This window comes from Actinokineospora sp. NPDC004072, assembly GCF_053604195.1.
In genome coordinates, this window is sequence record NZ_JBSGHB010000009.1 from 18,245 (window position 1) to 44,711 (window position 26,467).

16 protein-coding genes and 2 pseudogenes are annotated in these 26,467 nt (G+C 68.1%); 14 read left to right on the top strand and 4 right to left on the bottom strand.

The genetic code is table 11. The features are described 5' to 3' along the window. Nucleotides 1-398 precede the first annotated feature (398 nt). From ACWEPX_RS15480 to ACWEPX_RS15505, 6 genes are all read left to right on the top strand, one after another. Nucleotides 399-1,385, top strand: coding sequence for a hypothetical protein (locus ACWEPX_RS15480; RefSeq protein WP_451897820.1), 987 nt, complete (start codon nt 399-401; stop codon nt 1,383-1,385). 818 nt (nt 1,386-2,203) lie between these two features. Beyond that, nucleotides 2,204-2,557, top strand: coding sequence for an MOSC domain-containing protein (locus ACWEPX_RS15485; RefSeq protein WP_451897821.1), 354 nt, complete (start codon nt 2,204-2,206; stop codon nt 2,555-2,557). Nucleotides 2,558-2,582: 25 nt separating this feature from the next. Further along, a complete protein-coding gene (locus tag ACWEPX_RS15490) occupies nt 2,583-2,810 on the top strand; it encodes a hypothetical protein (protein WP_451897822.1) in 228 nt (75 codons plus the stop codon). A 559-nt stretch (nt 2,811-3,369) separates the two neighbouring features. Further along, nucleotides 3,370-5,619: an ATP-binding protein gene (locus tag ACWEPX_RS15495; RefSeq protein ID WP_451897823.1), complete on the top strand. Its 2,250-nt coding sequence runs from the start codon at nt 3,370-3,372 to the stop codon at nt 5,617-5,619. A gap of 302 nt (nt 5,620-5,921) precedes the next feature. After that, nucleotides 5,922-6,824, top strand: coding sequence for a hypothetical protein (locus ACWEPX_RS15500; RefSeq protein ID WP_451897824.1), 903 nt, complete (start codon nt 5,922-5,924; stop codon nt 6,822-6,824). Then, the gene (locus ACWEPX_RS15505) at nt 6,817-11,898 is read left to right on the top strand and encodes a hypothetical protein (protein ID WP_451897825.1); all 5,082 of its coding nucleotides are present in this window, start codon (nt 6,817-6,819) and stop codon (nt 11,896-11,898) included. Before ACWEPX_RS15500 ends, ACWEPX_RS15505 begins: the two co-directional genes overlap by 8 nt. Nucleotides 11,899-12,114: 216 nt before the next feature. Here ACWEPX_RS15505 and ACWEPX_RS15510 read toward each other — a convergent pair whose 3' ends face one another. From ACWEPX_RS15510 to ACWEPX_RS15520, 3 genes and pseudogenes are all read right to left on the bottom strand, one after another. Further along, nucleotides 12,115-12,546: an urease accessory protein UreD gene (locus tag ACWEPX_RS15510; protein WP_451897826.1), complete on the bottom strand. Its 432-nt coding sequence runs from the start codon at nt 12,544-12,546 to the stop codon at nt 12,115-12,117. Continuing rightward, nucleotides 12,543-12,966: pseudogene (locus tag ACWEPX_RS15515) on the bottom strand (GTP-binding protein); the annotation flags it as partial. The pseudogene ACWEPX_RS15515 and the gene ACWEPX_RS15510, both read right to left, overlap by 4 nt. A 39-nt stretch (nt 12,967-13,005) precedes the next feature. Next, complete coding sequence (locus ACWEPX_RS15520; protein WP_451897827.1) at nt 13,006-13,908, bottom strand: LysR family transcriptional regulator; 903 nt, start codon at nt 13,906-13,908, stop codon at nt 13,006-13,008. A gap of 81 nt (nt 13,909-13,989) precedes the next feature. On the opposite strand from ACWEPX_RS15520, the gene ACWEPX_RS15525 reads away from it, so the two are divergent. The 8 genes and pseudogenes from ACWEPX_RS15525 to ACWEPX_RS15560 form a co-directional block, all read left to right on the top strand. Next, nucleotides 13,990-14,706, top strand: a complete 717-nt coding sequence (locus ACWEPX_RS15525; RefSeq protein WP_451897828.1) for an SDR family oxidoreductase — start codon at nt 13,990-13,992, stop codon at nt 14,704-14,706. Between the two features lie 1,238 nt (nt 14,707-15,944). Further along, nucleotides 15,945-16,334 carry a hypothetical protein gene (locus ACWEPX_RS15530; RefSeq protein ID WP_451897829.1) on the top strand — a complete coding sequence of 130 codons (390 nt, stop codon included), beginning with the start codon at nt 15,945-15,947 and terminating at the stop codon, nt 16,332-16,334. A 225-nt stretch (nt 16,335-16,559) separates the two neighbouring features. After that, nucleotides 16,560-17,375, top strand: coding sequence for an SAM-dependent methyltransferase (locus ACWEPX_RS15535; protein ID WP_451897830.1), 816 nt, complete (start codon nt 16,560-16,562; stop codon nt 17,373-17,375). A gap of 327 nt (nt 17,376-17,702) precedes the next feature. Continuing rightward, the gene (locus tag ACWEPX_RS15540; protein ID WP_451897831.1) at nt 17,703-19,055 is read left to right on the top strand and encodes an MFS transporter; all 1,353 of its coding nucleotides are present in this window, start codon (nt 17,703-17,705) and stop codon (nt 19,053-19,055) included. 292 nt (nt 19,056-19,347) lie between these two features. After that, complete coding sequence (locus ACWEPX_RS15545; RefSeq protein WP_451897832.1) at nt 19,348-20,355, top strand: DUF6745 domain-containing protein; 1,008 nt, start codon at nt 19,348-19,350, stop codon at nt 20,353-20,355. Nucleotides 20,356-20,365: 10 nt separating this feature from the next. Continuing rightward, the gene (locus ACWEPX_RS15550; protein WP_451897833.1) at nt 20,366-20,785 is read left to right on the top strand and encodes a hypothetical protein; all 420 of its coding nucleotides are present in this window, start codon (nt 20,366-20,368) and stop codon (nt 20,783-20,785) included. 479 nt (nt 20,786-21,264) lie between these two features. Further along, nucleotides 21,265-22,479, top strand: a complete 1,215-nt coding sequence (locus tag ACWEPX_RS15555) for an MFS transporter (protein WP_451897834.1) — start codon at nt 21,265-21,267, stop codon at nt 22,477-22,479. A 43-nt stretch (nt 22,480-22,522) separates the two neighbouring features. Next, nucleotides 22,523-22,705: pseudogene (locus ACWEPX_RS15560) on the top strand (helix-turn-helix transcriptional regulator); the annotation flags it as partial. Between the two features lie 392 nt (nt 22,706-23,097). Here ACWEPX_RS15560 and ACWEPX_RS15565 read toward each other — a convergent pair. Then, nucleotides 23,098-26,355: an NACHT domain-containing protein gene (locus tag ACWEPX_RS15565; RefSeq protein WP_451897835.1), complete on the bottom strand. Its 3,258-nt coding sequence runs from the start codon at nt 26,353-26,355 to the stop codon at nt 23,098-23,100. Between the last annotated feature and the right edge of the window lie 112 nt (nt 26,356-26,467).

The window sequence follows — 26,467 nt, forward strand, 5'->3', positions numbered from 1 at the left end:
CCGCGTCCTGTGGAGGCGTGCGCATCGAGCGCGCCCGCGCCCCTCAGCGCCATCCGCCGGTCTTGCAAGCGGATCTGGCTGCCAGGGCGGGCCGCGCATCTGGCTCGGCTCAGGTACCTACGGTCGTTCCTGAGTCCGAACAGCTGGGCCATTGGGAGCGGCACGGCCAGGGCAAGGTGGTTCGACCGGAAGACCCTTCGCCGTAGTTCGCTACGCGGGTTGCTCACCGCGTTCCTCGGGAAGCTGGTGGAGAACGCGCAGCCTGTTCAACGAGGCGCCGGTGATCTCGGTAGACAGGCTCTGGTCAGCATGCCCGATGGTGCCACAGCGAGTTCTCCACGGCATAGTCGTCGGGTCGTCTGTGTCGCACGGGAAATCTGGTCCGGCATACTGTCGTCATGGACGCGAGCGGGCGCGAGTCGGCGCTCCGAGAAGACCGGGCGTGGCTGCAGGCGTTGAGCGCCGCGTTGCACGACAAGGAATACGCCGCTCTTCTGCATCACGTCGCGCGGTTTCCGGCGCCTCCTCGACTTCAAGAACAGGGGGTCTCTCCGGAACTGCAGGCGGCTATGTTCGGTTTCGGCAAGGACAACATGCTGGCGTGTATCGTCATGATGGCGATCAACGGGGTCGACGCCCGCGAGTTCGACCATCCCGTGACGGACCTGATGTTCATGCCGACGGCGATCCCCGCCGTGAACGGTTTCTGCGTGAGGACGCCGTCCGGGGTTCCGGCGATCGTGCTCAACCACGGCTTGGTCCTGTACGTCTCCGCGGCCGTGCACATCGCGCTGGGCCTGACCACGTGGACTGACGGCGAGTACTGCGCCCACCACACCCGCCAGGAGAAGGTCAAGGGCATGTTCCGGCTGGCGGAGGGCGTTCTCGCGAAGCAGCTGGTCCCAGTGATCGCCACCAAGGCCTTGCACTGCCTGGAAGACCACGACAACTCGATGTTGCGCAGGCTTGCCGAGCGGCATGGGACTGAGCGGGACCTGGAGACGGATGCACGCGCACTCGTCGCCGAAGGCGTCGACATCTTCGGAGGTGTCTACCAGATCTCATGCCTCATCGCGGAGATGTTCATCGTGCTGCACGAGATCGGGCACATCGCGCTCGGGCACCTCAACCGCAACAACATCGCCTACGCCTTCGAAGAACGGAACGTCCCGGTCTACCGGAGGTCCCCGGAGACGGAGTTCGAGGCGGATCGGTTCGCCTACCGCCAGTTACTGACCCATTCGATTCGGGATTGCTCTATGACGACCGTGGTGGCTTTGGTGCTCCCCGTGGGAGCGCCAAAGGATTGGAACAGTGCCGACCAGCGCTTTCACACCGGCAGCCTGGTGGAGGAGACATCGTTTAAGCTATCCGCACCCGACTAGACAGCTGGATTCCGCATTCATCTCAAGGGCTGCGAATTCAAGGGGTTCAAGGTCGGTTCCGAACTCCAGCATTGCTCGTTGGGTCGACGACCTCCCGGCCTATGGCGCAGGGCGGGCTACGAAGGCACGACCACCAGCAGTAGAGAATGATCGCGAGCAGTTGCACAGTGATCAAGGTGCCACCCCGAGCACGGCAAAGACAGTTGCAGTATTGCCACTCTTGGCTAGCCAGCGTCCAGCGATGCTCGCCTTCCGGACAAGATCGCTGAGCGTCATTGGTCTTCAGCGCATCTTCTCGCCATTCGCCACCCTCTGGCACGTATGACGTGTACACTCCCAAGGCTGGAACGTCGGTGACAGATATTCTCGGTCGCACAGCGAAGAAGCACTCGCAGGTGAACGGAGGAGGCGTGGGTAATCGATTTGACTGGGACCGGGTTGAAGGCTGCCGACTTCGGCAACGCTCTCGGGCGGGTCAATGGAATGATTAACAGTGGGGGAGGCACTCCGATGTCAAATGTCATATTCTACGGCGGTTGATGTGGCTAGTATTCGTTGCGCGTGCGGTGTAGTAATTCGGACTGACGACCTCCGAAATAGTTACTACTACCTCAGGTGTGCAGAATTTGATATCGAACTTACGGCGGAGGAATTGCTAGGCCGTTTTGGCGAGGCGTACAAATGTTTAGAATGTGGAAGACTTTGGGCATTCGATCGACTGGGTGATAAACCTACTGAGTTTGTCCGTGGAAATTGATGTCGCGTGCGGGCGAGGATCTGATCGCCTTTCTTTAAGACCTTGATCCGCGTGTCGAGAGTTGAGCGCCCGTTATGCGAATGGGGCGATCGGATACTTCGGTCACAACGTCACCACCGGACACGCCCCCGCCGGGGTTCCCCTGTCCGGCGCTGACCTCGTACTCCACCAACTCTGGCCGCTCGGCGGTGCCAGCTGCGCGCCCAGCGGTCCGCGGGCACGGTGTCGAGTCGTCTGTCTCGTGCAGGAGGGCCAGTGCGAGGAGGTTGGCGTCGCCCAAGCCGCGCGTCGCGGTGGTGGTGTTCGGCGCGCAGGTGGGATCCTGCTATCAGTAGCTGTGAGCGTAGATGGTCTAAGCGCGGCAGCATCGAGTTCGACGGGAACTCGGTCACGGCACGACCCCCGAAGGGGCTGAAGGGAGTCTTGTCTGGAAAGACGCCATGTCGGTTTCGCTTCGCGCCATTCGGTACATCGAGTTGACCGCGCCAGCAGGCATGCGCGCTGGGCACTTTCGCATCAACACCGGGCAGCCGCCGCTCGTGGGTGCCCCATTGCGTCCTCCGTTCATGGAGGCCCAGAACGATCCGCACTCGATCATCTTTACCAAGCGTGAGGCTGTGGAGGTTGTCGCGATCGAGAACGCCATCGACGCCGCACTGAATGCCTGATCTGGTGAACCGGGCGACACTAGTCGGGACGCTATGACCAACGGGACGGGCGGAACATCTGCACCCATTCTCGTCGAAGAGCCGCACTGGATTTCAGGCGCGAAACGATGTGGTCGCCTAGAGGTTACTTCTTAGTAGTTCAGCGAGCCGCTCCGTTCACATTGGGGATGGGGCTCGGGAGTTGGTCGAGATTGACCAGGTGCTGGCGAACGGGGAGGTGGAGAGCAGGCGGGGAGCGAAATTCCAGCCGGGTGACACTGTCGAGCAAACCGCCCTACGTAACGCCGCCGCACAATGCCCAATGTTCCCATTACCACTACACCTGCGGCACTATCCGAAACCATCGACTGGCCTTTGTCGCCACCGCAGCTCGAGACCATTTTCGTTCAGGCGTCACAACTGGCACTGGCATCTGCCCGACGTACTGCCGCAGACTGATCGGGACGGCGTCGCGCGAAGCGGGCCGGTGCGTCCGGGTGGGCTGGTCGATTGTCACGTGTTCCACGACGTGCGGACGTCGGGATTCCGTCCGCTGGTCGGAGTGGGAGGTGCTTCCAGGGTGGCGGAACTCGAGCCGGACCAACCGGTTCCCGTCAGGCCGAGCGGCGAGGGCGGTCTCTATGTGCACAACACGGTCTGTGGGGCTGTGCAGGGGATGGTGCAGGTCGGTGTCGTGCACGGTGGCGTGCACCTGCACGAGGCACCCGCGTCCGCTGAGCCGGTAGTGCCGCGCCAACTGCCTGCCGCACCAGCGCAGTTCGCCGGGCGGGCGGCGGAACTGACGGAGTTGGACCGGGCCTTGGCTAGCGCCCCCACGGGCAGCCGCGACGCAGTCGCACGAGGGCGCGCCGCCATCGACGTGGCGTCCTCGATCGACGCGGGGGTGGTGGCGGCAGGAGTGGTGGTCTCGGCGATCGGCGGCGCTGGGGGGATCGGCAAGACCTGGCTGGTCCTGGCATGGGCGCACCGGAACTTGGAGCGCTTCCCCGACGGACAGTTGTTCGTGGATCTCCACGGGTTCAGTCCCATGCGGGAGCCCTTGGAGCCCGGGGTGGCGGTGCGGGGGTTCCTCGACGCGCTGGGTGTCGACGCCGGCGCGATCCCTGCCGACCTGGAGGCCCAGGCGGCTCTCTACCGGAGCCTGGTGGCGGACAGGCGGATGCTGGTCGTGTTGGACAACGCGGCCACCGCTGATCAGGTCATTCCCCTATTGCCCGGCGGTTCAACCTGCACGGTGCTGATCACCAGTCGGCGCACGCTCGCATCCTTGATCGATCGGCACGGCGCGCAGCACCTGCCGTTGGGCGTCTTGACCCACGACGAGGCCCGCGCCCTGCTGGCCGCACGCCTGGGCGCCGACCGGGTCACCGCCGAACCCGGCGCCGTCGACGAGCTGTTCGACCTCTGCGGCGGCTACCCGTTGGCCCTGGCGATCACGGCCCGCAACGCCGCGAGCCATCCGGGCACCTCCCTGACGGAGGCGGCCGCCGAGTTGCGCGAGCTAGGACTGGAGATGCTCGACCACGACAGCGACTCGGCTGCCAGCCTGTCGGCGGTGCTGTCCTGGTCCCTACGGCACCTCACCGATGAGCAGCGCACCTTGTTCGGACTGCTGGGTATCGCTCCCGGCTCCGACACCACCCTGCCTGCCGTGGTCGCCCTCACCGCCCTGCCCCCTAGCCGCGCGCGACGGGCACTATCCGCACTGGTGGAAGCGTCCCTCGTCGAACGGCGACCACGCGGTCGATACGCGATGCACGACTTGGTCCGCCACTACGCCGCCACCCGCGCTGCTGCGCCCGATGATGTGCGCGAGGCCGCCGTGGCGCGTGTGGTGGACTTCCACCTGCACACCGCCCACACCGCCGACAGACTGGTGAATCCCCATCGCGAGTGCCTGCACCCCGGCCCGCTTGCGCCTGATGTCCACCCACACCCGCTGCTCGACGTCTCGGCGGCGATGGACTGGCTGGAGGCCGAACACGGCACCCTCCTCGCCACCCAACGCGCCGCCGTCGACCTCGGGCGCCACGACGTCGTGTGGCACCTCGCCTGGGTGCTGGACGTCTTCCACGTCCGGCGGGGGCATCGACATGACGCCCTCGCCTCGTGGCGGGCGGCGCTGGACGCCGCCGCACACCTGCCCGACCCCGCCGCCCGCAGCCGTGCCCATAGGAACCTCGGACGGTCGTATTCCCGGCTGGGCTTGTACGACGATGCCACGGACCACCTCGACCAGGCGCTCGCCCTGGCCGGGCACCACGGCGACCTCATCCAACAGGCGCACACCCATCGTGCGCTCGCCCTCACCTGGGAACGGCGGGGGGACGACCAGCGAGCGCTGGAGCACGCCCAACACGCCCTCGACCTGCACCGCATGCTCAACCAGCCGGCGTGGGAGGCCGAAGCGCTCAACGCCGTGGGCTGGTACGCCGGGCGCTTGGGCGTGCTCGACACCGCCCGTGAGCACTGCCTGGCCGCACTCGCCCTCCACCAGCACCACCGCTACCCCGAAGGGGAGGCGGCCACCCTGGACAGCCTCGGGTTCATCGCCCACCGCGCCGGGGACCACCGGCAGGCCGTCGAGCACTACCGCCAGGCCCTCGCCCTGTACCGCACCCTCGGGCACCGCTATCAGTCCGCGGGGACACTCGACAGCATCGGCCGCTCCCATGCCGCGCTCGGCCAACTGCAGCAGGCCCGTGCGGCCTGGCAGGAAGCTCTGGCGCTGTACCGGGAACAAGGCCGCGAATCGGACACCTCGCGTGTCCAACAGCAACTGCATGCCGTCGCTGGTGTAGCTGGTTGACAGCCCGGCCCGGCGCATTCTCGGTTCGAGCTCATCTCGGCGGGTGTTCGGTGAGTTCGACCCTTTGATTCGGCGCCTTTGCGTGCGATGTGCGGCACGATCCGCCGCATGCGCAGCCGCTGGGAGCGGGACCGCCGTAGGTACTGCTCGCGTGCGGACGCGCCGGGCGGAGACGGCGCGGACCTCGGCGGGGAGTGGATGGCGGGCTGCCCAGCACCAGCGGTTGAGCGGGATTGCGCCTGGTCAGGGCACCTCCCTTTCGCGCTGCGCCTGCAGGATGTTCTGGCCCAGCCGGGTAACAGGTGATCATGACGGCCGATCATGGTGATGTGGCTCGGATCGCGGTGGTGCATGGGATCGGGAAGCAGTACTCGGCGCCGGAGCAGATGGTGGCGGTGTGGTTGCCCGCACTGGCAGGCGGTCTGACGCTGGCAGGGGCCACGGGCTCGCCGCTGCTGCCCGACGACCTTTCGGCTGTGTTCTACGGCGACCTGTTCCGCCCGCCTGCCCGCACGCTCGGGATCGGCGAGACGCCGATGTACGGGTCCGAGGATGTCACCGAAGAGGACGCCGAAATCTTGGCGGCTTGGTGGACGGGCGCCGCCGCGACCGATGCGGGAGTGACCGCGCCGGGAGCACGCACGTTGGCGCGGACGCCCGATTCGGTGCAGGTGGCCCTGCGCGCGCTGTCCGGCTCGCGGTTCTTCGCGGGCTTGTCCACGCGGATGATGGTGGCGGACCTCAAACAGGTCTCCCGGTACTTCTCCGACGCTGAACTGCGCATGCGGATTCGCGACCGGGCCGTGGAGGTGATCGGCGCGGGCACCGAGGTCGTGGTGGCGCACTCCCTCGGGACGGTGGTCGCCTATGAGGCGTTGTGCGCGATGCCCGATCACCGGGTCCGGGCCCTCGTGACGCTCGGCTCCCCGTTGGGCATCCGTAACCTGATCTTCGACCGGCTCCTGCCCGCACCGCTGGACGGTCGCGGTGCGTGGCCCGGGACCGAGCGGTTGACCTGGACGAACATCGCCGACGCTGGCGATGCGGTCGCCCTGGTCAAGGACCTGCGCCCGGCGTTCGGGCCCGGAGTCCGCGGATTCGTCGTGCAGAATGGATCACGTGCGCACGCCGTGGAGCCGTACCTGACCGCGCGGGAGACCGGCATGGCCGTCGCAGCGGGCCTGCGGGAGGGAGCGGGTGACTGACCTCGGCAGCGGTGCGCGCCGCTATCTGATCGCGACTGCGGTGACTCGATATCCGAAAGCACCGGAGCTTGACCGGCCGGAGCTGCTCGAGGCCCGGCGGCGCATCGTCGATCTGTTCACCACCGTGCTCGGCTACCAGCATGTCACCGACATCGGGATGGACCCGTCGCGCGACCAGTTGATCGGCTTGGTCAACTCGTTCTGCCGGTCGGGCGAGCGGCATCCGGACGACCTCGTCGTGGTGTATCTGGCCGCTCACGGGGACGTGCTGGACGACGCCGGATTCGAGCACCAGTTGCTGATGGCCGACAGCGAACCGGACAATCCGGTGTTCGCGCTGCCGTCGGCGGATCTGGCTCGCGCCATGCTGCTGAGGACGCGGGTGCGGCGGGTGATGCTGCTGCTGGACACCTGCTATTCCGGGCGAGGCGGGCAGGACATGATCGCGGCGGCGGTGTCGAAGTTCGCCCAGCGGTGGGGCGCGGTCGACGGCGCCGGGTTCGTGGTGGTGGCTTCGGCCCAGCCGCACGAACAAGCCTACGCCGAGGCGTTCCCCGAACTGCTGCACGAGGCTGTGCAGGCGTTGTCGGTCGCCGGGTATGGGCCGGACGTGCTGGACATCGGCGCGGTCGTGGAGCGGATGAACCGGAACCCGCGACGGCCGCCGGATCAGCGGATCGGCTGGAACAGCGTCGGGCTGTCCGGGTTCGTCCCCGCGTTCCTGCCCAATCCGCGCCACGACGCCCGGCTCAACGGCGCCGACCTGCGCGTCCAGCAACTGGCCGAGTGGGAGGCACGGGCCGAGCAGCGGGAGGTCGAGTACCGGCAGCGGTTCCTGACGAAGGCCATGGCCCACCACGGGGTCGACGGGGAGTGGTGGTTCGCGGGGCGGCACAAGGCGCTCGCCGCGATGACGACCTGGTTGTCGACACCAGGAGCCAACCGCCGCGTGCTGGTCGTGTCCGGTGGTCCGGGCTCCGGCAAGACCGCGGTGCTCGGCCTGGTCGCGACCCTGGCTCATCCGGACCGGCGGCAGATGGTGCCGACCACGACACTTCGGCTCGACCACAGCACGATCCCACCGGTGGGGTCGGTGGACCTGGAGATCCATGCCACCGGGTTGACCGCGGACGAGGTGCGGTCGCGGATCGCGGCCGTGGTCGGGACCACCGCGACGTCGACAGACGAGTTCATCACCGCGCTGGCCGAACGCGGCAGGCCGTGGACGATCCTGGTCGACGCGCTCGACGAAGCCGCCGACCCGAGGCAGCTCATCGCCTTCCTGACGCGACTCGTCCGGGTCGACGACAGCGGTGGTGCGATTCGCCTGCTCCTGGGCATGCGGACGCACCTGGCCACTCTGATCCCCGCCGAGCTGAGCACCGCCATCGACTTGGACGGCGCGTTCGCCGACCCGTCAGCCGTGCGCGCCTACGTCATCAGGGGGCTCCTCGGAGCGAGCCAGGACAGCCCCTATCGCGCAGCGGATCAGGCCCAGGTCGCGGCCATCGCCGACGAGGTCGCCGCGGCGGCGGGGACGTCGTTCCTGATCGCGCACCTCAGCAGCCACACGCTCGCCAACATGGCGGGCGTCCCGAACCCGGACGACGCCCGGTGGCGGTCCAGGCTGCCGCGGATGGTCGGCGACGCCATGAACCAGGACTTGGACCGGCTCGGCGAGCACAGCCAACGGGCGCGCGACCTGTTGCTGCCCCTGGCCTACGCCCAGGGTCAGGGCCTGCCGTGGGAGGACATCTGGGCCGCTGCCGCGTCGGCGATCAGCGGGCGGCGCTACACCGACGAGGATCTGTTCTGGCTGCGCGACGCGGCAGGCTCACACGTCGTCGAAGTCGTCGAGGGTGGTCGGTCCGTCTACCGGCTGTACCACCGGGCTATGGCCGAGCACCTCGCCGACCGACGGGACGACGCGCAGGCGCACCAGGCGTTGGTCCAGGTGCTCACCGCTCGTGCGCCCCGAACCGACACCGGGGCGATCGACTGGGCGCACGCGCATCCGTACTCCCTGCGCAACCTCGCCACGCACGCCGCGGGGGCGGACCAACTCGACCGGCTCGTCGCGGACGGCGACTTCCTGGTGCACGCGGCGCCGGACACCCTGCTCCTCGCGCTGCGCGCGGTGCGGAGCACGGACGCGCAGCTCACCGCCGCCGTCTACCGCGCCTCCGCACACCTGCACCGCGGAGCCGACCCGGGCAGCCGCAGGCAGCTCCTCGCGCTCGACGCCGCCCGGCTCAACGCCCGCCCGCAACTCGCCGCGGTGCGGTCCGGGCTGGTCTGGCAACCGAGGTGGTCGACCAGCAGCCAGATCACGACCGCGCTGCTCGGCAACGTGGCGGGCCGCGCCAGGGTGGATGCGGTGGCCTGCGGCACGCTCGACGGCCAACCGATCGCCATCACCGGTGGGCACGCCCTGGACGTGTGGGACCTGCCGACCGGGCAGAAGATCACGCGGTTGGACAACTCGTCCGGCACGACGTCGATTGCCTGCACGGAGGTCTTGGGGCGCCCTGTCGCCGTCACCACGAGCGCTCGCGGCACGGTCGACGTGTGGGACTTGCGGTCCGGGCGGCACGTGCGCGGTCTCGACGGCCACACCGCCCGCGTGTGGTCGGTCGCGTGCACGCAGATCGCGGGTCGCCCGATCGCGATCACCGGCAGCACCGACCGCACCGTGCGGGTGTGGGACCTGACCAGCGGGCGCTGCCTCGCCGTCCTGAACGGACATAACCGGACGGTGCGATCGGTGGCCTGCGTGTCGACCGGCTACCGGACCCTCCTGGTCAGCGTCGGCTGGGAAGGCCGCGGGCTGCTCTGGGACCTGTCGCTCGCCCATGACAGCCGGGCTGTCGGCGTGCTGACCGGGCACCTGAGCCGGGTCACGGCGGTCGCCTGCACGCTCGTCGACGGCAAACCGGTCGCGGTGACCGGCAGTTGCGATCGCACCGTGCGGGTGTGGGACCTGAGCGAGGACGCGGACAGACGCCGACCCATGTTCACCCTTCGCGGGCATTCCCACCGGGTCTGGGCCGTGGCCTGCACGTCGGTCGGGGAGATCCCGGTGGCGGTGACCGGCGGCACGGATCGCAGCGTGCGGTTGTGGGATGTGCGGACCGGGAGAAGCCTCGGCCTGCTCTCGGGGCACGCCAACCGCGTCACCTCTGTGGCGTGCGCCGAGATCGAGGGCAATCCGGTCGCGGTCACCGCCAACTCCGACTGCACGACCCGTATCTGGGATATCGGGACCGCGGGCCGCAAGCTGGACACGGCGGAGATCTGGGCGGTCGCGCGGGCCGTGGTCGCCGGCAGGCCGGTCGCGGTGACCGGAGGCGTCGACAACGCGGTGCGGTTGTGGGACGTCGCCGATTTGCGGTGCACCGCCGTGCTGTCCGGACACACCGACAAGGTGACCGCAGTGGCGACCGCCGAGGTGTCGGGCAGGCCGATCGCGATCAGCGGCAGCGGAGACCGGACCCTGCGCGTGTGGGACCTGATCAGCCGCGAGTGCACGACCCGGATCGAGAACTCCGCGCGAATCTGGGCGATCGCCACGATCACCTGCGCAGGCAGGGCGGTCGCGGTCAGCGGCGATGACGACGGCGTCGTCAAGGTTCTGGACCTGGTCAGCGGCCGGTCCACGATCCTCGGCAGGCGACCTTCTCCGGTGTGGGCGGTCGCCACCACCGACCTCGATGGCAGGCCCGTGGCCATCACAGCAGGCGACGAGCACCTGATCGTCGTGTGGGACTTGGAGACCGGGGCCGTGGTCCGGGAATTCCCCTGCGGCCAGGGCCGGGTCTGGGCGATGGCGTGCGCGGAGGACGGGCCTCCGGTTGTCCTCAGCGCCCACGACAGCGGTTGGGTGCAGGTGTGGAACCTCCGGACCGGCGCGTGCGAGGCGGAGTTGCGCGGCGACGGGGCGGTCCACGCGGTTGACTGCCTGGTGGTGGACGGACGGCCCGTCGTGGTCGCGGCGGGCGCGGATCGCGTCGTGCGGGTCTGGGATCTGCGCACCACCAGGTGCACCGCGCTGCTGGAAGGGCACAAGGACGTGGTGTGGGCGTTGGGCTGGGCGGAGGTCGACGACCGGCCGGTCGTCATCAGCGCGGGGGATGACCGCGGCCTGCGGGTGTGGGACCTCGGCAGGGGACCGACCGGCGCGCACGCCGACCAGGTGACTGCTCTCGCCTGCATGGTCGTCGACGGCGTCCGGGTCGCGGTCAGCGGCAGTGCCGACCACACCGTCCGGCTCTGGGACCTGGCGACCGGGCACACGCTCGGCGTGCACCGCTCCCGCGACAGTGCGATCACCTCGGTCACGACCAGCGCCATCAACGGTAGACCGGTGCTGGTGGTCGGCACCGCGAACCGGACGGTGACGCTGGTGGAGCCCACTCCTCGGATGACCCCGCTGCGCACCGTCGGCGACGCCATCCACACCGGCGAGCTCACCGCCCTCGCCTGCACGACCCTGGGGGGCAGGCCCGTTGCCGTCCTCGCGGGCCTCGGTATGGCACCCCGGCTGTGGCGGCTGCCGGATGGGCCCTTGCGGGCCTTGTCCCCGGAGAAGCTGTCGGTGACAGCGGCCGCCTGCGCTACCGTCGGCGGCCGGACCGTCTGCGTGCTCGGCACCACCGATGGCGGGCTCCGCCTGTGGGACCTCGCCGCACGCGCACCTGCGGCCAGCGTCGCCTGGCCGGGCCCGGACACGTCGCCGGTGGTCGCCCTCGATTGCCTTGACGCGGACCGCCGACCCATCGCTGTCACCGGTCACGCTTCCGGCGCCGTGCGGGTGTGGGACCTCGGGACTGGTGTGGTGCTTGCGACCCTGACCGGGCACACCAGTCGAGTGAACACCGCTGCCTGCCTGATGCGCGACGGCAGCCCGATCGCCGTGACCGGCGGCGACCACACCGTCCGCTTCTGGAACCTCGCCACGATGAGCGCCGAAGCCGTTTACTCCTTCCACGACTACGTGCGCGCGGTCGCCGCCACGCCTGCTGGGTCCGTCATCGTCGGCTCCGGCCACGAGGTCTCCGTGCTGGAGCCCAGCTGAGCACCCCATCAGGGCACCGATCGGCGTCGGCGGCATGGCCAAGCCGCGCGGCGGGCTTGTCGACGGTGAGGAAGGCCGGGCGCGCGTAATCGAATGGCGTGTTCGATGCGCGGTCACGGTCGTGAGCAGGGCTTTGGCGCAGCAGTGGTGTGCCCGCTAGGACGACGTGGGTGGTGGCGGTTAGTTTGCCGGGGGCCTCGTCGTGTCTGCCCAGGATCAGGGTTTCCCGCCAGGAAGGCGAGCGCCCGCGGCGATGTCGGCGCGTAGTTCGGTGTGATGGTCGGCGCCTGCACAGATGATTGTCGCGTCCGCGAGGTATTCGAGTAGTCCGTCCGGTTCGACGGTGATGTGCACGGTTGAGTGGCTGTGGTGGGCGTTGGGGCCGGGCAGGGCCAGGGTGGCGCGCCGGTGCCGATGAGTCGGAGGTGGGCGCCCGCGCCGACCCGGACGTGGAGGTCGAGTCGATCGCCGCCGAGCGGGCCCGCGGCGGAGGCGACGATGCGCACGGTGGCGCTGCCGTCCCGGCTCCGCACCGCGGTGCGGCGGGGGATGAGCCGGGTGGGTGCTTCCGAGCGCAGGTCCTGGACGGTGGTGCGGCCGTCGGTGCCCCGCTCGGCGGTCACGATCGCGACGGACCGCACCGCTCACAAGCCCAGCGGGACGGCGAGCTGGGCTCGCACCCAGGCGGCGACGTCCAGGGCGTTGGGGGTGCGGGTGAGCGATTGGGTGATCACGGGTCGGTCGCCGCGCATGTGGTGGGCGTCGGAGACCACCACGGTCATGTCGGCGCCGACGTGGTCGGCGAGGTCGACCTTGTTGATCACCAGGAGGTCGGCGGTGGGTGACGCCGGGTCCGCCTTTGCGCGGCACCTTGTCGCCGCCCGCGACGTCGACGACGAAGATCTGCCGGTCGGCCAGCCCGCGGCTGAACACGGCGGTCAGGTTGTCGCCCCCGCTTTCGGCGATCACCAGTTCCAGGTCGGGATGGCGCTCGTCGAGGCGGTCCACGGCGTCGAGGTTGGCGGTGATGTCGTCGCGGATGGCGGTGTGCGGGCAGGCGCCGGTCTGGCAGTCACCCGAGATCGGGTGTCGGTCCGCAGCATGGCGTCATGGTGAGCCGGACTGCCGTCTGACGCGGTCGCGTGGCGGTGAAGGGGCCTGCGGCTCGTCAGGGTGGCGCAGCCCGGTCGCCGCGAGGACGAGTGACGCGAGCGAAGGCGACCGCCTCCCCGGCGGCCACGCGATCACCGTGGTGACGTCCGGGGCGTCGACCACCGGCACCGCGACGTGTTCGGGCCATTGCCAGGCGCGGCTGGACGCGGGGATGACGAGCAGCGTCCGGCCGAGAGCCACGAGCTGCGCGAGCTGCGACTGGGTGCGCACCTCCGGCCCGGGGCCGTCCGGATAGGTCCCGTCGAGACGGGGCCAGCGGGCGATCGGCAGGTCCGGCACGTCGCTGACCTCGGCCAGCGTGACCCGGTCGCGGGCCGCGAGCGGGTGCGTCGCGGGCACGATCGCGACCTGGCCTTCGGTGTGGAGGTCCTCCGTGTCGAAGCCCGCGAGGTCGTCGTAGGGGCGGTGCATGAGGGCCACGTCGGCGCGCCCGTCCCGCAGCAGTCCCGCCTGTTCGCCGACCTCGCACAGGAGGACGTCGACCGGTTGGGCGACCGAGTCGAGCAGCCGTTGCAGCAACTCGTGCGACGCACCGGCCTTCGTCGCGAGCACCAGCGGGCGCTTCGGGTCCGCGGCCCGGCGCGTTCTGCGCGTGACTGCGTCGACCGCGGCCAGGGCGGCTCTGGCTTCGCGGAGCATCACCGCGCCTGCGTCGGTGAGCGCGGCGCTGCGGCGGTCGCGGTCCAGGAGTTGGACCCCGAGCCGCTGTTCCAGCCGGCTGATCGCGCGGGAGAGCGGCGGCTGTGCGATCCCGAGCCGGTCGGCGGCGCGCCCGAAGTGCAGTTCCTCGGCCACGGCAACGAAATAGCGGAGCTCGCGAGTCTCCAGGTCGGCCACACGCGCATGATACCCGGCGGGTATCACAGCCTACTGAATCGATCTTGGACAGTGACGGCGCGGCTCGCCGAGCATGGTCGTATGAACGAGATGAGGACCGCGCTGGTCACCGGCGCGAACAAGGGGATCGGCTTCGCCATCGCCCAGGGGCTCGGCGCGCTCGGCTTCACGGTCGCGGTGGGCGCCCGCGACGAGGCCCGCCGCGAGGAGGCAGTAGGACACCTGCGGAAGGACGGTGTCGACGCATTCGGGGTCGCGCTCGACGTCACCGACGACGACAGCGTCACCGCGGCCGCGGCGGCCGTCGAGCAGACCGCGGGCAGGCTCGACGTGCTCGTCAACAACGCGGGCATCGGTGGCCGGACCGACGACGGCGCGCAGGACCCGACCACGCTCGACCTCGACGTCGTCCGCACGGTCCTCGACACCAACGTGTTCGGGGTCGTCCGGGTGACGAACGCGGTGCTCCCGCTGCTGCGCCGCGCCGACGCGCCACGCATCGTCAACGTGTCTAGCAACATGGGCTCGTTGACCCTGCGGACCGGCCCGGTCATGGCCGCCTACGCTCCGTCCAAGTCGATGCTCAACAGCCTCACGACCCAGTACGCCCGCGTGCTCGCCGACACGAACGTCATCGTGAACGCCTGCTGCCCCGGTTACGTCGCGACCGACTTCACCGGCGGCCACGCCCCCCGCACCCCAGCACAGGGCGCCGCGATCGCGATCCGGCTCGCCACCCTGCCGGACGACGGCCCGCGCGGCGGCTTCTTCGACGACGAAGGCGTCGTGCCCTGGTGACCCGCTGGCTCCGCGCCAAGGCTGGACTCGGCCCTGGGCGGCGCGGTAGTGGGAAGTGTTGGCGGGGCAGCGTCGTGGGTGCCGTGGGCGCGGTTGCGGGGCAGTGGCGCGAGGGGTCGACCAGCGGTCGAGCGTCAGCACGGCTTCCTCGGCGCAGTTGAACACCCAGTCCTGGTCATGGGTTAGGCGGTCTCGTGCAGCCGGGTCAGGGTGGTCAACCACGCCAGCGTGCGGGCTCGGCCCGCCGGTCGCCGCTGGCTGGTGCGGGCCAGTAGGGCGCTTGCCGTGCCGTCGTTTCATGTCACCCCGCCAGGTCAAGCTCGGTGAAGCGGCGGCCTCCGCAGGCACCACGCCACGTGCGATCCGCTCCCCGAGTCAGAGCGGGGCGGCGACGACCGGCGCCGCTACGGGTATGAGGACGTGATCCGCCTGCTGTGGTCCGCAGATAGGCCGACGCGGGTCGTGCTGGACGACATCCGTTCCGCCTTCGGCACCGGTATGGGCTTCTGCCGGTGGGAGACGGTGTCGCGGCATCCTGGCGCGCTCGGAGGACCCTCGCCGCGCGGGAGGCGGGACTGCGGCGGCAATGGATCGCCGTGCAGCGGATGGAGCGAACCTGGAGACGTGAGCGAGCCCAAGCCGACGCTAGATGCGTCAAAGCGACTCCAACAGAGGCAGATTGATGGCGACGATCCGTGTTTCCGCAGGTCAGACCTTGATAACGGCACGTCTGGGGGTCAAGGGGTCGCAGGTTCAAATCCTGTCAGCCCGACGGTCTGAAGAACGCCCGCTGGCTCGGTGGAAACACCAGGTCGGCGGGCGTTTGATCTTCCCGGGGCGATCTCTAGTCGATCGTCTTTTGTGGACGGGAAGACTGTTGTACTGGCAGGTAAGGAGCGAAACAGGAGAAGTGCGCTCCAGAACCCCTGTTGATCTCGTTGCGGGGTCGCCGTTGATCTTCTCGATCGGGTGAACTTCGTCACCTGCTTTCAATTAGCCGCAGCTGCCCAGGTCAGGCCCATAGTGAATCTGATTTGGGCCGGTTGATGCGCGGTGAGGATGGTTTGTCGCGGGCGGCGATGGGTGGTGCCGGATGCCCTGCACTTCCTCCGGTTACGGTTGGTTCGCGTCATCGACACGCACCCCGGTGCCAAGCGTCGGTCTTTGCCGAGAAGGAAGAAGCGTAGGATTATATTGGTGCCGTGCACTTTCGGTGGGGTAAGAAGGGGCGATTCTAGATGTCTCGCGCAGGAACGCCTCGCTACGAAGACGCTGGCGAGCGCTTGATAGGACCTGACGGGGTCAGTTGGTACAACATCGCGGAATGGTTGGAGCCCGATGAAGTATCGATCATTCTGGGCAACGGGGCAACGCTCGCAATTGACTGGTGCGAAGAATGGGAGTGGCCCGCCGAACTCCGCCCGGAACTGGAGGAACTCATCGTATCTAGTCTCGAATCGCACCGTCGGGCGGCAGGTCGATCGGGCAGCGTGATTCTTGCTCCAGAACTCTGGGCGCAGTATGAAGGCGGTCCTCTATTGGTGGTGCTCAGTGAAGAAACTGCAAAACGGAGAAACGTCATCTCTAGGTTCAAGAAGCCTGACCCGTCAGTCTTCCGCAAGCGGTAGCAATGGTCTGGCGTCGCCGACCTCATGACTAGAGTCCGACCAGCTTCGGCGATGTCATGTTCTCGCAATCCGGATGACTCCCGGCGAAGGCACACGTGGGCGCCGGAAGCCGAGTCTCTGGCCCACAGGGGCACGTTGCGGCGGTGCTGGCGTGGCGCGGCGGCGGTTGGTGTTGGTTCCGATACGCTGCGTCAATACGGTTGGTCCCCGCTGCTGTGAGGTGTCATGGATTCCGCTCGTCTGCCCGCGATCGACACGACTCGGCCGAGTGTGGCTCGTGCCTATGACGCGGCGTTGGGGGGCAAGGACAACTACGAGGTCGACCGGCAGTTGCTGGCCCAGTTGGACGCGGCGGTGCCGGAGGTGCGGATCATCGCGGTCAGCAATCGGCAGTTCCTGGTTCGGGCGGTGCGGTTCCTGGCCAGGGACGCCGGGATCGACCAGTTCCTCGACTGCGGGTCCGGGTTGCCGACCGCGGAGAACACCCATCAGGTCGCGCAGCGGGAGTCCCCGCACGCGCGGGTGCTCTACGTCGACAACGATCCGGTGGTCCTGGCGCACGGGCGGGCGCTGCTGGAGGAGAACGACGCCACCCGCTTCCTCGACGCCGACATCTTCCGTCCCGAGCAGGTCCTGGACAACGAGCTGACCCGCACCCACCTGGACCTGACCCGCCCGCTGGCGTTGATGATGGTCGCCACCCTGCACCACCACAGCGAGGCCGAGGGCTTGACCCCGGCCGAGGTCATGCGCCGCTACATCGAGGCCCTGCCCTCGGGCTCCTACGTGGTGTTCAGCCACTTCATCGACCCGGAGAACGAGCACAGCGCCACCGCCCAGCGCGTGCAGTCCATCCTGAACGGCAGCATCAACCGCGGTTTCTTCCGCACCCGCGCCCAGATCGAGGAGATGCTCGCGGGCCTGGACCTCATCGAGCCCGGCCTGATCGCCGCCGACGACTGGTGGCCAGCGGGTCCTCGCACCGCTCCCTTCCCCGCCGCAGGCCACTGCATCGTCGCCGCGGTGGGGCGCAAACCCTGATAGACCCGCCCGACAGGAACGGGCCTACGGGTGAAGTGACGTCGGGCAGGGCACTGAGCCGGGTGCCCTGCCCTGGTAGCGTTCGCGGCATGTCTGCTGCTTCGTGCGCGGCCGCTTGCGCCGCAGTGACCAGGTCGTCCCGCTAGCGGCGGGGCGTTCGGCTCACTCTCCTCCTGGACGTCCAGCCGCTTCGTGATCAGACCGGAGCGGCACGTTCGTGCTGCTCAGAACCTCTTCTGAGCAACGGAGCACCTGATGCTTCCAGGCATCCCTTCTTCACGCGGGCACAGCCCGTCCCCCGCACGCGCGCGGCTGGTGCTGTGCGCGATGTCCATGCTGCAGTTCTTCATCGCGGTCGACGTGACCGTGGTCACCATCGCCCTGCCCTCGATCGGCGCCGACTTCGCCGTCGACGGGCCCGTTCTGACCTGGGTCGTGGTCGGGTACACCGTCGCCGGTGGCGGGCTGCTGATGCTCGGCGGCAGGCTCGGCGACCTGCTCGGGCGGCGGCGCGTGCTGCTGCTCGGCACCGGCCTGTTCGGGGCCGCGTCCCTGCTGGCGGGCCTGGCCCCCACGTTCGCCCTGCTGGTGATCGCGCGCCTGCTGCAGGGCGCCGGTGAGGCCATCGCGCTGCCCGCCGCCATGGCCACCATCGTCCTGATGTTCCCCGAAGGTCCGCGCCGGTCGCGGGCCCTGAGCGTGTGGGCGGCGGTGGCCAGCTGCGGCCTCGTGGTCGGATTCGTCCTGGCCGGGATCATCACCGCCCACCTGGGCTGGCGGTGGATCTTCCTGGTCTCGGTCCCGTTCATCCTGATCGTGCTGCTGGTGGCCGTCTTCCTGGTCGAGGGGCCACGGCCTGCGGCCAAGGACCTCCCGCGGCTGGACCTTCCCGGCGCACTGCTGCTGACCGCCTGCCCGCTGCTGTTCATCTTCGGCGTGGTCGAAGCTGGCGAACCCGGAACGCCCGCATGGGTGATCGTGGGGTCAGTGGCTGGCGCGGTGGCCGCTGGGGTCGCGTTCGTGCGGGTCGAGGCACGCTCGCGCAACCCGCTGCTGCCGCTGCGCTTCTTCGCCAACCGCACGCGGGTGGCGGCCAACGTGGCCACGATGCTGCTGAGCGGGGCGCTGTCGACCTCGTTCCTGCTGTTCACCTTCTACCTGCAGGACCGGCTGGGCATCGGCCCGCTCGGCGCGGGCCTGACGATGCTGCCTCTGGCCCTCTCGCTGATCGGGATCTCCATGCTCGTGCCCCGCCTGCTGGGCCGCTGGGGAGCTGGAGCGTGCGTGCTCGTCGGCATCGGGTTCACCGCGGCCGCGATGGTGTCGATCGCAGTCATCGCGGCCCTGCGGGCAGACGGCGTGGCGATGATCCCCGCCATGCTCCTGATCGCGGCCGGGATGGGATTCGGCCTCGTGGGACTCCAGTATCTGGCGGTCAGCGGCGTCACCGAGGACGACGCCGGGACCGCCTCGGGCGTCCAGCGCGCGGCTGACCAACTGGGCGGTGCGACCGGCGTGGCAGTATTCGTCGGGATCGGATTCGCCCCGTCCCTGCACTCCCTCGATCCGTTCCTGGTCGCCACCGCGTTGGCCACCATCGGGCTCATGACCGCCGCGGTCGTGGCGTGGCGCATGCCCACACCCGTTCCCGCGACGGACCTGGAGGAACAGGCCGGGTGACTTCCGCCCGCAGGGGTGCGCCGCCCCGGCAGTCGGGACGGCGCACCCCTGCCGGGCCTCGCTGGTCGACGTTTCGGGCGTCTGGCGAGAGTGGACGCCGACAGCGTGCGGTGGATGAAGACTGGTACGGGTTCTGCCACCGACTCGGGTTCGTGCACAATGGCGGGCGGTATGTGGGACTGGCCGGTGATACCAAGCCGCCGAGTCTGGCGCGGAGGTGCTTGCGCGGCGCAGCTGGTTGCTGCGATCATCGTGGCATGTCTACCGGAAAGGGCGTGTTCGCCCTCGCGCTATGAGCGCCCCGCGGCCGGAATCGGGCCGCGAGAATGATGTCAGGACCGAGTGGCTTCGCTACGCGCTGAGCACTGAGCCTGCTGATCGCGCCAGCGCGGAGGCTGCTGTCTCCTCCCTGTACGCGCAGTTGGGCCACCCACCTCCCGAGTTCGTCTGGGCCGGTTCGCCATCGGCCGCCGTTTCCCTTGTGCAGCAGGGGGAACTGCGGTTCGACCGGGACGCGCCGTTCGAGGTTCGGCTCGCGTCGCTAGCGGCTGAACAGCGATGGCGGCCCAACATCGGGGATCGGGAGTGGTGGGTACCCGACGAGTTCGGCGGCCTGCGTCGCCTGGTGCGCGAATCGATCGCAGGCGCCATCCGCGCGGGCGTGGGTCGACGGCTCGGGTTGATGTGGTTCGGGCAGCACGATGTCGACTGGCTGGCCGCTTGCGACGCTCGCCGGCCCGGGATCCCGCGTGCCGTCCGTCCATGGTCGGACATCGCGCGGTCGTGTGGCTGGTGGTGGCCGCGGGAGGACCGATGTGTCCTCACGGAACGGCCCGTGGCCCTGCGCCTCAAAGATGAGCGGCTGCATTGCGCGGATGGGCCTGCCGTCGCCTATCCCGACGGCTGGGAGTTGTACTTCTGGGACGGCACAAGAGTTCCGGCGTGGGTCATTCGAGAGCCCACAGTGGACAGGATCGCGGCGGAACCGAACATCGAGGTTCGGCGGTGCGCCATCGAACGCCTCGGATGGGCCGACTTCATCAGCCAGGCGAACCTGACCGTCGTGGGCCGCGCCCCGGATCCCGGCAACCCGGGGCACGAACTCGTCCTGTACGACCTGCCCAGCTGGGACGAGCCCAGCAGGCTGCTGCTGGCCGTGAACGGCTCAGTCGAACGCGACGGCACCCGCCGCCGCTACGGCCTGCGCGTGCCCGACTGGTTCGACGACCCCATCGACGCCGCGGGCTGGACCTACGGCCTCAGCGGCGCCCACTACGCACAACTCCAGCGACGAACCTGACGGTGATCCCATGAACCTCACGGAGCTACTCGACCGCACGCGGCTGCACGCCCTCGACCACCTCGAACGCGACCTCACCATTCCCGTCATCGACGGCCTGCAGGCCCAAGGTGATCTGATAGTCATCCCCACCCGCCTGGTTCCGAACCTCCGCTGGCACTACTCCCGGATGGTCCCCGCCGAAGGCGTGGAACTCGTCCGCGGCGTGGCGGGGAACAACCCGCACACCCTCGTCGCCGACGAGGGCGTCTGCTGGATCTACTCCGCGCACGACAGCCTCCGGCTGGCGATCGCGGTGATCGAGAACTCCGCGCCTGCCTACCTCGTCCATCCGGAGCACGGCGGCACGGGGATCGCGCCGGGCACCTGGGTGATCCGGAGGCAGCAGGAACGGGGGAGAGGCCATCGCAAGCTGCTCGTCTGCGACTGATTCCAGGGCCGGGCGTCGGCACGGCCCGCGCCCGGCTCTGAAGTGTCGCGTTCTCGCGGGCGTGGCAGTTCCGACACAGGTGTCCGCGGACAGGTGGCCTGCCGCTCGGGGAGTGCCTTTCGCGGGATCGGCAGGCCAGCAGAGGTCTGTTGCTGGTCAGCGGGAGCATCCGGGAAGGCGCCCCTGGTCAAGGGCCTCATTCTGGGAGCCCGGGCGTGCGGCTTGGGGCGCGCCGCGCTGATCGCGGTAGACGAAGACCCTGACGATGGGCTTGTCCGATTGGTGGAGAGCTTGCAACGGCTCTGTTCGTTGACCGAGGAAGACCTGTGGTGGCCACTACTGGTTGGATCAACCCAACGCGGGATTGATGCCGACAGGGGGAGATGCAGTAGTGAGCGGTGCGGTTCGTTCGTCGTTGTTGCGCAATACCGACTTCCGGCGGCTGTGGATCGGCCAGTCGGTCTCGGTCTTGGGCGATCATGTTCGACACGACGATCATGCTGTGGGTCGGCGCGGTGCTGGCTCGGGGGGAGGCGTGGGGGCCCGCAGCGGTGAGTGGCGTGCTTATCGCCCAGGGAGCGCCGGTGCTCCTCGTCGGGCCGTTCGCAGGCGTGTTCACCGACCGGTGGGACAAGCGGCGCACGATGCTGGCGATGAACGCCTTGTCGGGCGCGGCGGTCGCCGCTCTGCTGTGCCTGATGCTGGTGGGAGACGATTTGTCGGCCGCTGTCCAGCTGACCGCTTGCTACGCGGTCGTGGCGGCCGTTTCGGTGTGTGCGCAGTTCTTCACCCCCGCTCGCGTAACCCTGATCGGCGACGTAGTCGCCCCAGAAGACCGCGGGCGTGCGAGCAGCCTCGGGCAAGCCAGCTTCAGCACCGCGATGATCGTGGGACCCCCCTTGGCCGCTCCGCTGCTGTTCACCATCGGGGTCGAGTGGTCGCTCGTGGTGAATGCCCTGTCGTTCGGCGTCTCCTTTGCGATGATCGCCCTGGTGCGTACCCGCACGCCTGCGACCAAGGAGGACCGGCCTTCCTGGCGTTCCCAGTTCAGCGCGGGACTCCGGTTCTTCACCGGGTCTCGCCCGCTCATGGTCTCCGCCATGGCGTTGGCGCTGGCGATGGGCGCGGGCGAAGCGGTCAGCAGCTTGGCGGTCTTCTTCATCACCGACAACTTGCACACCACAGCGGACATGCTCGGAACCCTGGTGATGACGCAGGGGATCGGCGCAGTCGCGGGCGCACTGCTGTCGGCGGCGGTCATCCCCCGTCTGGGGACGGCCCGTGCTCTGTGCCTATCCCTGCTGCTCAACGGGATCGCGCTGACAGCGCTGTCGCGGACGGAGAGCTTCGCCTGGGCCATGGTCGAGGTCGGGCTCATCGGGGCGGCGCTGTCCGCGCAGAACTCGGCGCTCAGCCCGCTCGTGCTCACCTTGACGCCGCGCGAGATGGTCGGACGTGTGATGTCGGTCTTCGTCCCCTTGCTCCAAGTGGCCAGCATCGCGTCCGCGGCCCTAGCGGGCACCCTCGTCAGCACCGCCCTGCGCGACCTGGATGTCGTCGTCCTCGGACTGCGGCTCGGTCCCGTCGACACGGTGTTCCTGGCAGCGGGCGCCCTCGTTGCCCTAGCCAGCGTCCTCGCGGCGGTCGGGCTGCGCGGTTGGTCGGAGAAGAATCGGGACAGCTCCGGCCCCTGAGGTCGGACAAGGGTTGGACCCGAGGGCAACCCGGCCGGCTCTGGTGGGTTTCACCGCCGCGCTGGCTGCCGAGATCCGGGGGTTGCGCAAGGCCGCGGGCCTGAGCCAGAAGCAGCTCGCCGCCCAGGTGGGCTACACCCGCCAGTACGTGTCCCTAACTGAGCGCGCTGGTGCCAACCTGTCGTCGCTGGAGCTGGTCCGCGCGCTCGACGCCCGCCTCGGGGCGGGCGGAGGACTGCTCGTCCTGCGTGAGCAGGCGCGAGCCATGCAGCGGGCGTTGCGGCAGGCCGTGCCCGCCGCCGCTCCAGCCCGGCTGTCGGGATATTGCCTCCTCCGACACCTTCCCCCGGCGGTGGGTTGGGAAGAGGGCTACCTGTTCGGCATCGCCGCCCCTGCGGGTCGGTTCTTCGCGGGGTCGACCATCACCGCCGCCAGCTACCCGGCGATCGACGACGGACGCATCGTCGTGTGCGTACCCACCAGGCGCACCGACACCAAGGTGCTAAGCCGACCAGGTCGAAGCATAAGAACGCGCGGGCCAGCCCGCCGTGTTTCGCTGTACGTGATTCAGAAGGGACCGCTGCGCACCTCCATTCGACGGTCACGACGGATGATTGATCATGATTCTCGACTGGAAGTGCCTTTAGAATTGAGCCGGTCTAGTTCCGAAGCTATCGCACCGTACACCTCAGGCGCGAACACGACGATTCGGTCTACGAGCTCTTTCCAGTCCATCATTGTCAATGCTTTGGCGTACTGCTTGGCTTTGGAAGAATCCGAGCGGCCGAGGAGTACGGGCGGAATTCCGCTCCTCTCGATAGGGCCTGGGCCACCGGGGCCATCCGTAGGGGTGAATCGCTCCAAGTACTCTGCAATCTCGGCCATAGTGCTTACCCGGTCTGGTAGGTGGGGAATCGAGTGGTGTCGGCCTTTGTCTTGCGTCCGGAGTTCTCGGCTGATCTGCTGGACCCTGGAGCGGATGGTCTCGGTCGTACTTCGGTCAGCCATGTTGGCGGCAGCCCGAAGTGCGGGAAGAAGGGTCTTCGCCTGATCTTCGAGATCGGAGATTCCGTTCGCCAAACCGACTGATTCGTCCAGGAGGTCTTTTCGTTGGGTTCTTTCTGCTATGAGGCTGATCGCGGCGGCGCGGTGCCAGATCGTCGGCGACGATCTGGCGACCTCAAGTGCTAGATCGACTTCGTTTCGCGCCAGCAGAACTCGAATCATCTCCAATCGTGGTATTCGTTGCTGGCTCTCTCGGGTCACTCTGCTGATAGCCGACCTGAACCTGGGGTAATCGCCAGCGGAGGCGAGGCGCTCGGCAATGCGAGACCAGGCTGCGGTCCACCGCTCTGGATCGCGGAGTGAAAGAGCTAGTTTCTCGGCTCGATCGAAGTCCTCGAAGTCGGCGGCGACATCGATCCAATTGAGGAGGCCGCTCTCGCTGGGCGTCGAGGAGGCGGACCGCGCAGAGCTTTCGATCTTCTCCAGTAATGTGGCTGAACGGTTGCGGTCGACGTTCGCCATGACGAGTGCCACCCAGGTGGCGCTGTGGATCGCGGTGGGGAGTAGCGCAGAGTGGACCAAGTCCTCGGCTTTGCCAAGTTCCCCCGAGCGGGCGAATGCGACAGCGGTCGCCCCTGTGGCGTAACGGCGGAGAGGGCCCTCAGGTATCCGATCGAGAAAGGGTTCGAGCTCCGAGGCGAGGCGAGCAAGCCGAATCGGGTCGGATGGTACTGTCGCCACTGCTGAGAGTCTCGCCAGCATGGAGTTCTCGTTCTTCGTCGACCGAGCAAGAGTTTCTGCGTCGTCCAGCCGACCGTTGAGGGCTAGGTTCTCGATGAGGCGTATGTAGCAGAAATCGCGTTGCTCCGCATCTTCGCGGGCCTCGGCGAGCGAGATCGCGGCTTCGACGAAACCGCCCGCCGTCAAATTCGTCACGCAATCATATATATCGCCCACAGATGAAGAGCTATAGGTCCGGTCGGGGTCGGCAAATAGCCCTACCACTGCTGCTGCTCGTGTCTCGTTTCCTAGTTTCGAGGCTGCCGCGGCCATCGCCCCTATTGCTCTCATCGAGCGGCGATCCTGGGACTCAAACTCTTGCTCCGCCTCGGCGTACCATTTGTGAGCCTGTTCCTGATTTCCTAGCTCTAGTGAGATCAGGGCGATTTTCGCGTAGGTCGCCGCTTTCTCAAGACCGGGTCGTAGAGTGTCGATCACGCGCTGCGCCCGTTCGTAGTCTCCGGTGCGTGTCATCTCAGTGGCGACTTCGAGATGCAACCCGATGTCGAAGGTTTGATTGACGGAGCGGGACACGGACTCGGCGAAGTCGAACATATGACGAGCTCTGTCGGTTTGTCCTGCAGTGTGCAGTTCTGAACCTATGTGCAGATGTTCCCGGGCGCGCCAGATGGTGTTCGGCATCGCTGTCGTCAGCGCTTCCGCATGGTCGAAGCGGCCGACCCGAGCCCAAGCCCAGGGCAGCCACGGTGTTATCCAACTTCCCCTTTCCCCTAGAGCGACGCGGTGCACGGCCAACCTGGCGAGGGCGCTGAGATCGGGTTCGTCGTCGCCCAGGAGCATCTCAGTCACGATCTCGATCTCATGGATGGAGAGGTGATGGCTGGCGAACGCGGCGTATGACGCATCGTGCCTGCGCGGGTCGGTGACATGATCGATCACCCGATCTCGGTATCCGGCAGCCACCAGCATCGGCGTGAAGCCCTGCAGTAGATGATGTGGAGTATTCGGTGGCCAGCCGCGGTCCCGGTACCCGTCCGCCCAGGTGATTATCCGCTCCAGGTAGCGAGGCAACTCGTGCCCCAGCATCTCCACGGCCAACTCGCGGAGCTGATCGTGCGCCAGCACGTACGACGGCGGATCGCCTGGCCTCTGTGAAAAGCTGCGCCCGCTCCCGTTGGTCAGCTCCTCCTCCACATCCCACTCGGATGCCTTGGTCAACTCCGCGAGATCTCGGACGGACAGCCCGCCGCCCGAGGCTGTGATGAAGCCGAGAAGCGCGCGCTGGAGGTCGGTGCCCTTCAACAGCCGCTTCAGATCCTTGATCATCACATCGCGCACGGCTACCGCCTTAGGTGATGGTTCCAAGTTCTTGACCAGCGCGGAGGTGCGCAGGGGATGCTCCCGCGCCACGTCGACCGGGAGACCGGGATCCGGCCTGCAGGCGACGATGACCCGAATCCCCCTCCGCGGAAGCAGCGCCGCGATGCTGTGCGCGTCCGGCGACAGGTCGAAGCCGCGATCCTCATCCAACCCGTCGACCACCAGTACGAGACGCTCGCCTTGGGCTAGGTGCGCCTCCGCAGCGTCCGCCAGAAGCTGCAGCAGCCAAGTCTCCCGGGTCGATTCGTACAGTTCTGCCCGGGGATGGCCGCTTGAAGTCTCCCAGAGCTGCTCCAGCAGGTTGTCCACGCAGCCGCGTCGCGTGCTGTGCCCCGGCATCCGGGAGGTGACGAAGAACGAGACGATCCGCACGCCGGGCGGGGGGTTGAGCACGAACCAGGACAGCAGGGCCGTCTTGCCGGACCAGGCCGGTCCCCGCACCCACAGATACTCCGCCGCGGGGGAAGCGGAGGTGCAGAAGTCCGCCAACTCCGCCAGCTCCTCGTCCCTGCCCTCCAGTGCGTCCGGGGCCAGGGCACGGACCTGCGCCAGGTACGAGGACCGAAGCTGGCTGGGTTCCCCGGACAGGTGAACAGCGCCAACCAGCGTCCCCACCTGCATGATCGACCCGGCCATGTCGCCCGACACCTCGACGTGGTTCACCCCATGATCTTCCCGCGCGTCCGCGTGGATGCCCAGACCAACATCTTCCTGTCCGCCACCGAAGACGTGCTCAACGCCGAGCAGCAAGGCGCCACGAGAACTGGAGTCACATGCACATGGAAGGAGTGAAACCGGGGTGCGCACTTGAGTGGACGTCAAGTGCAGTCAAGTGACTGCAACGAAATCGGCCGAGAATCGG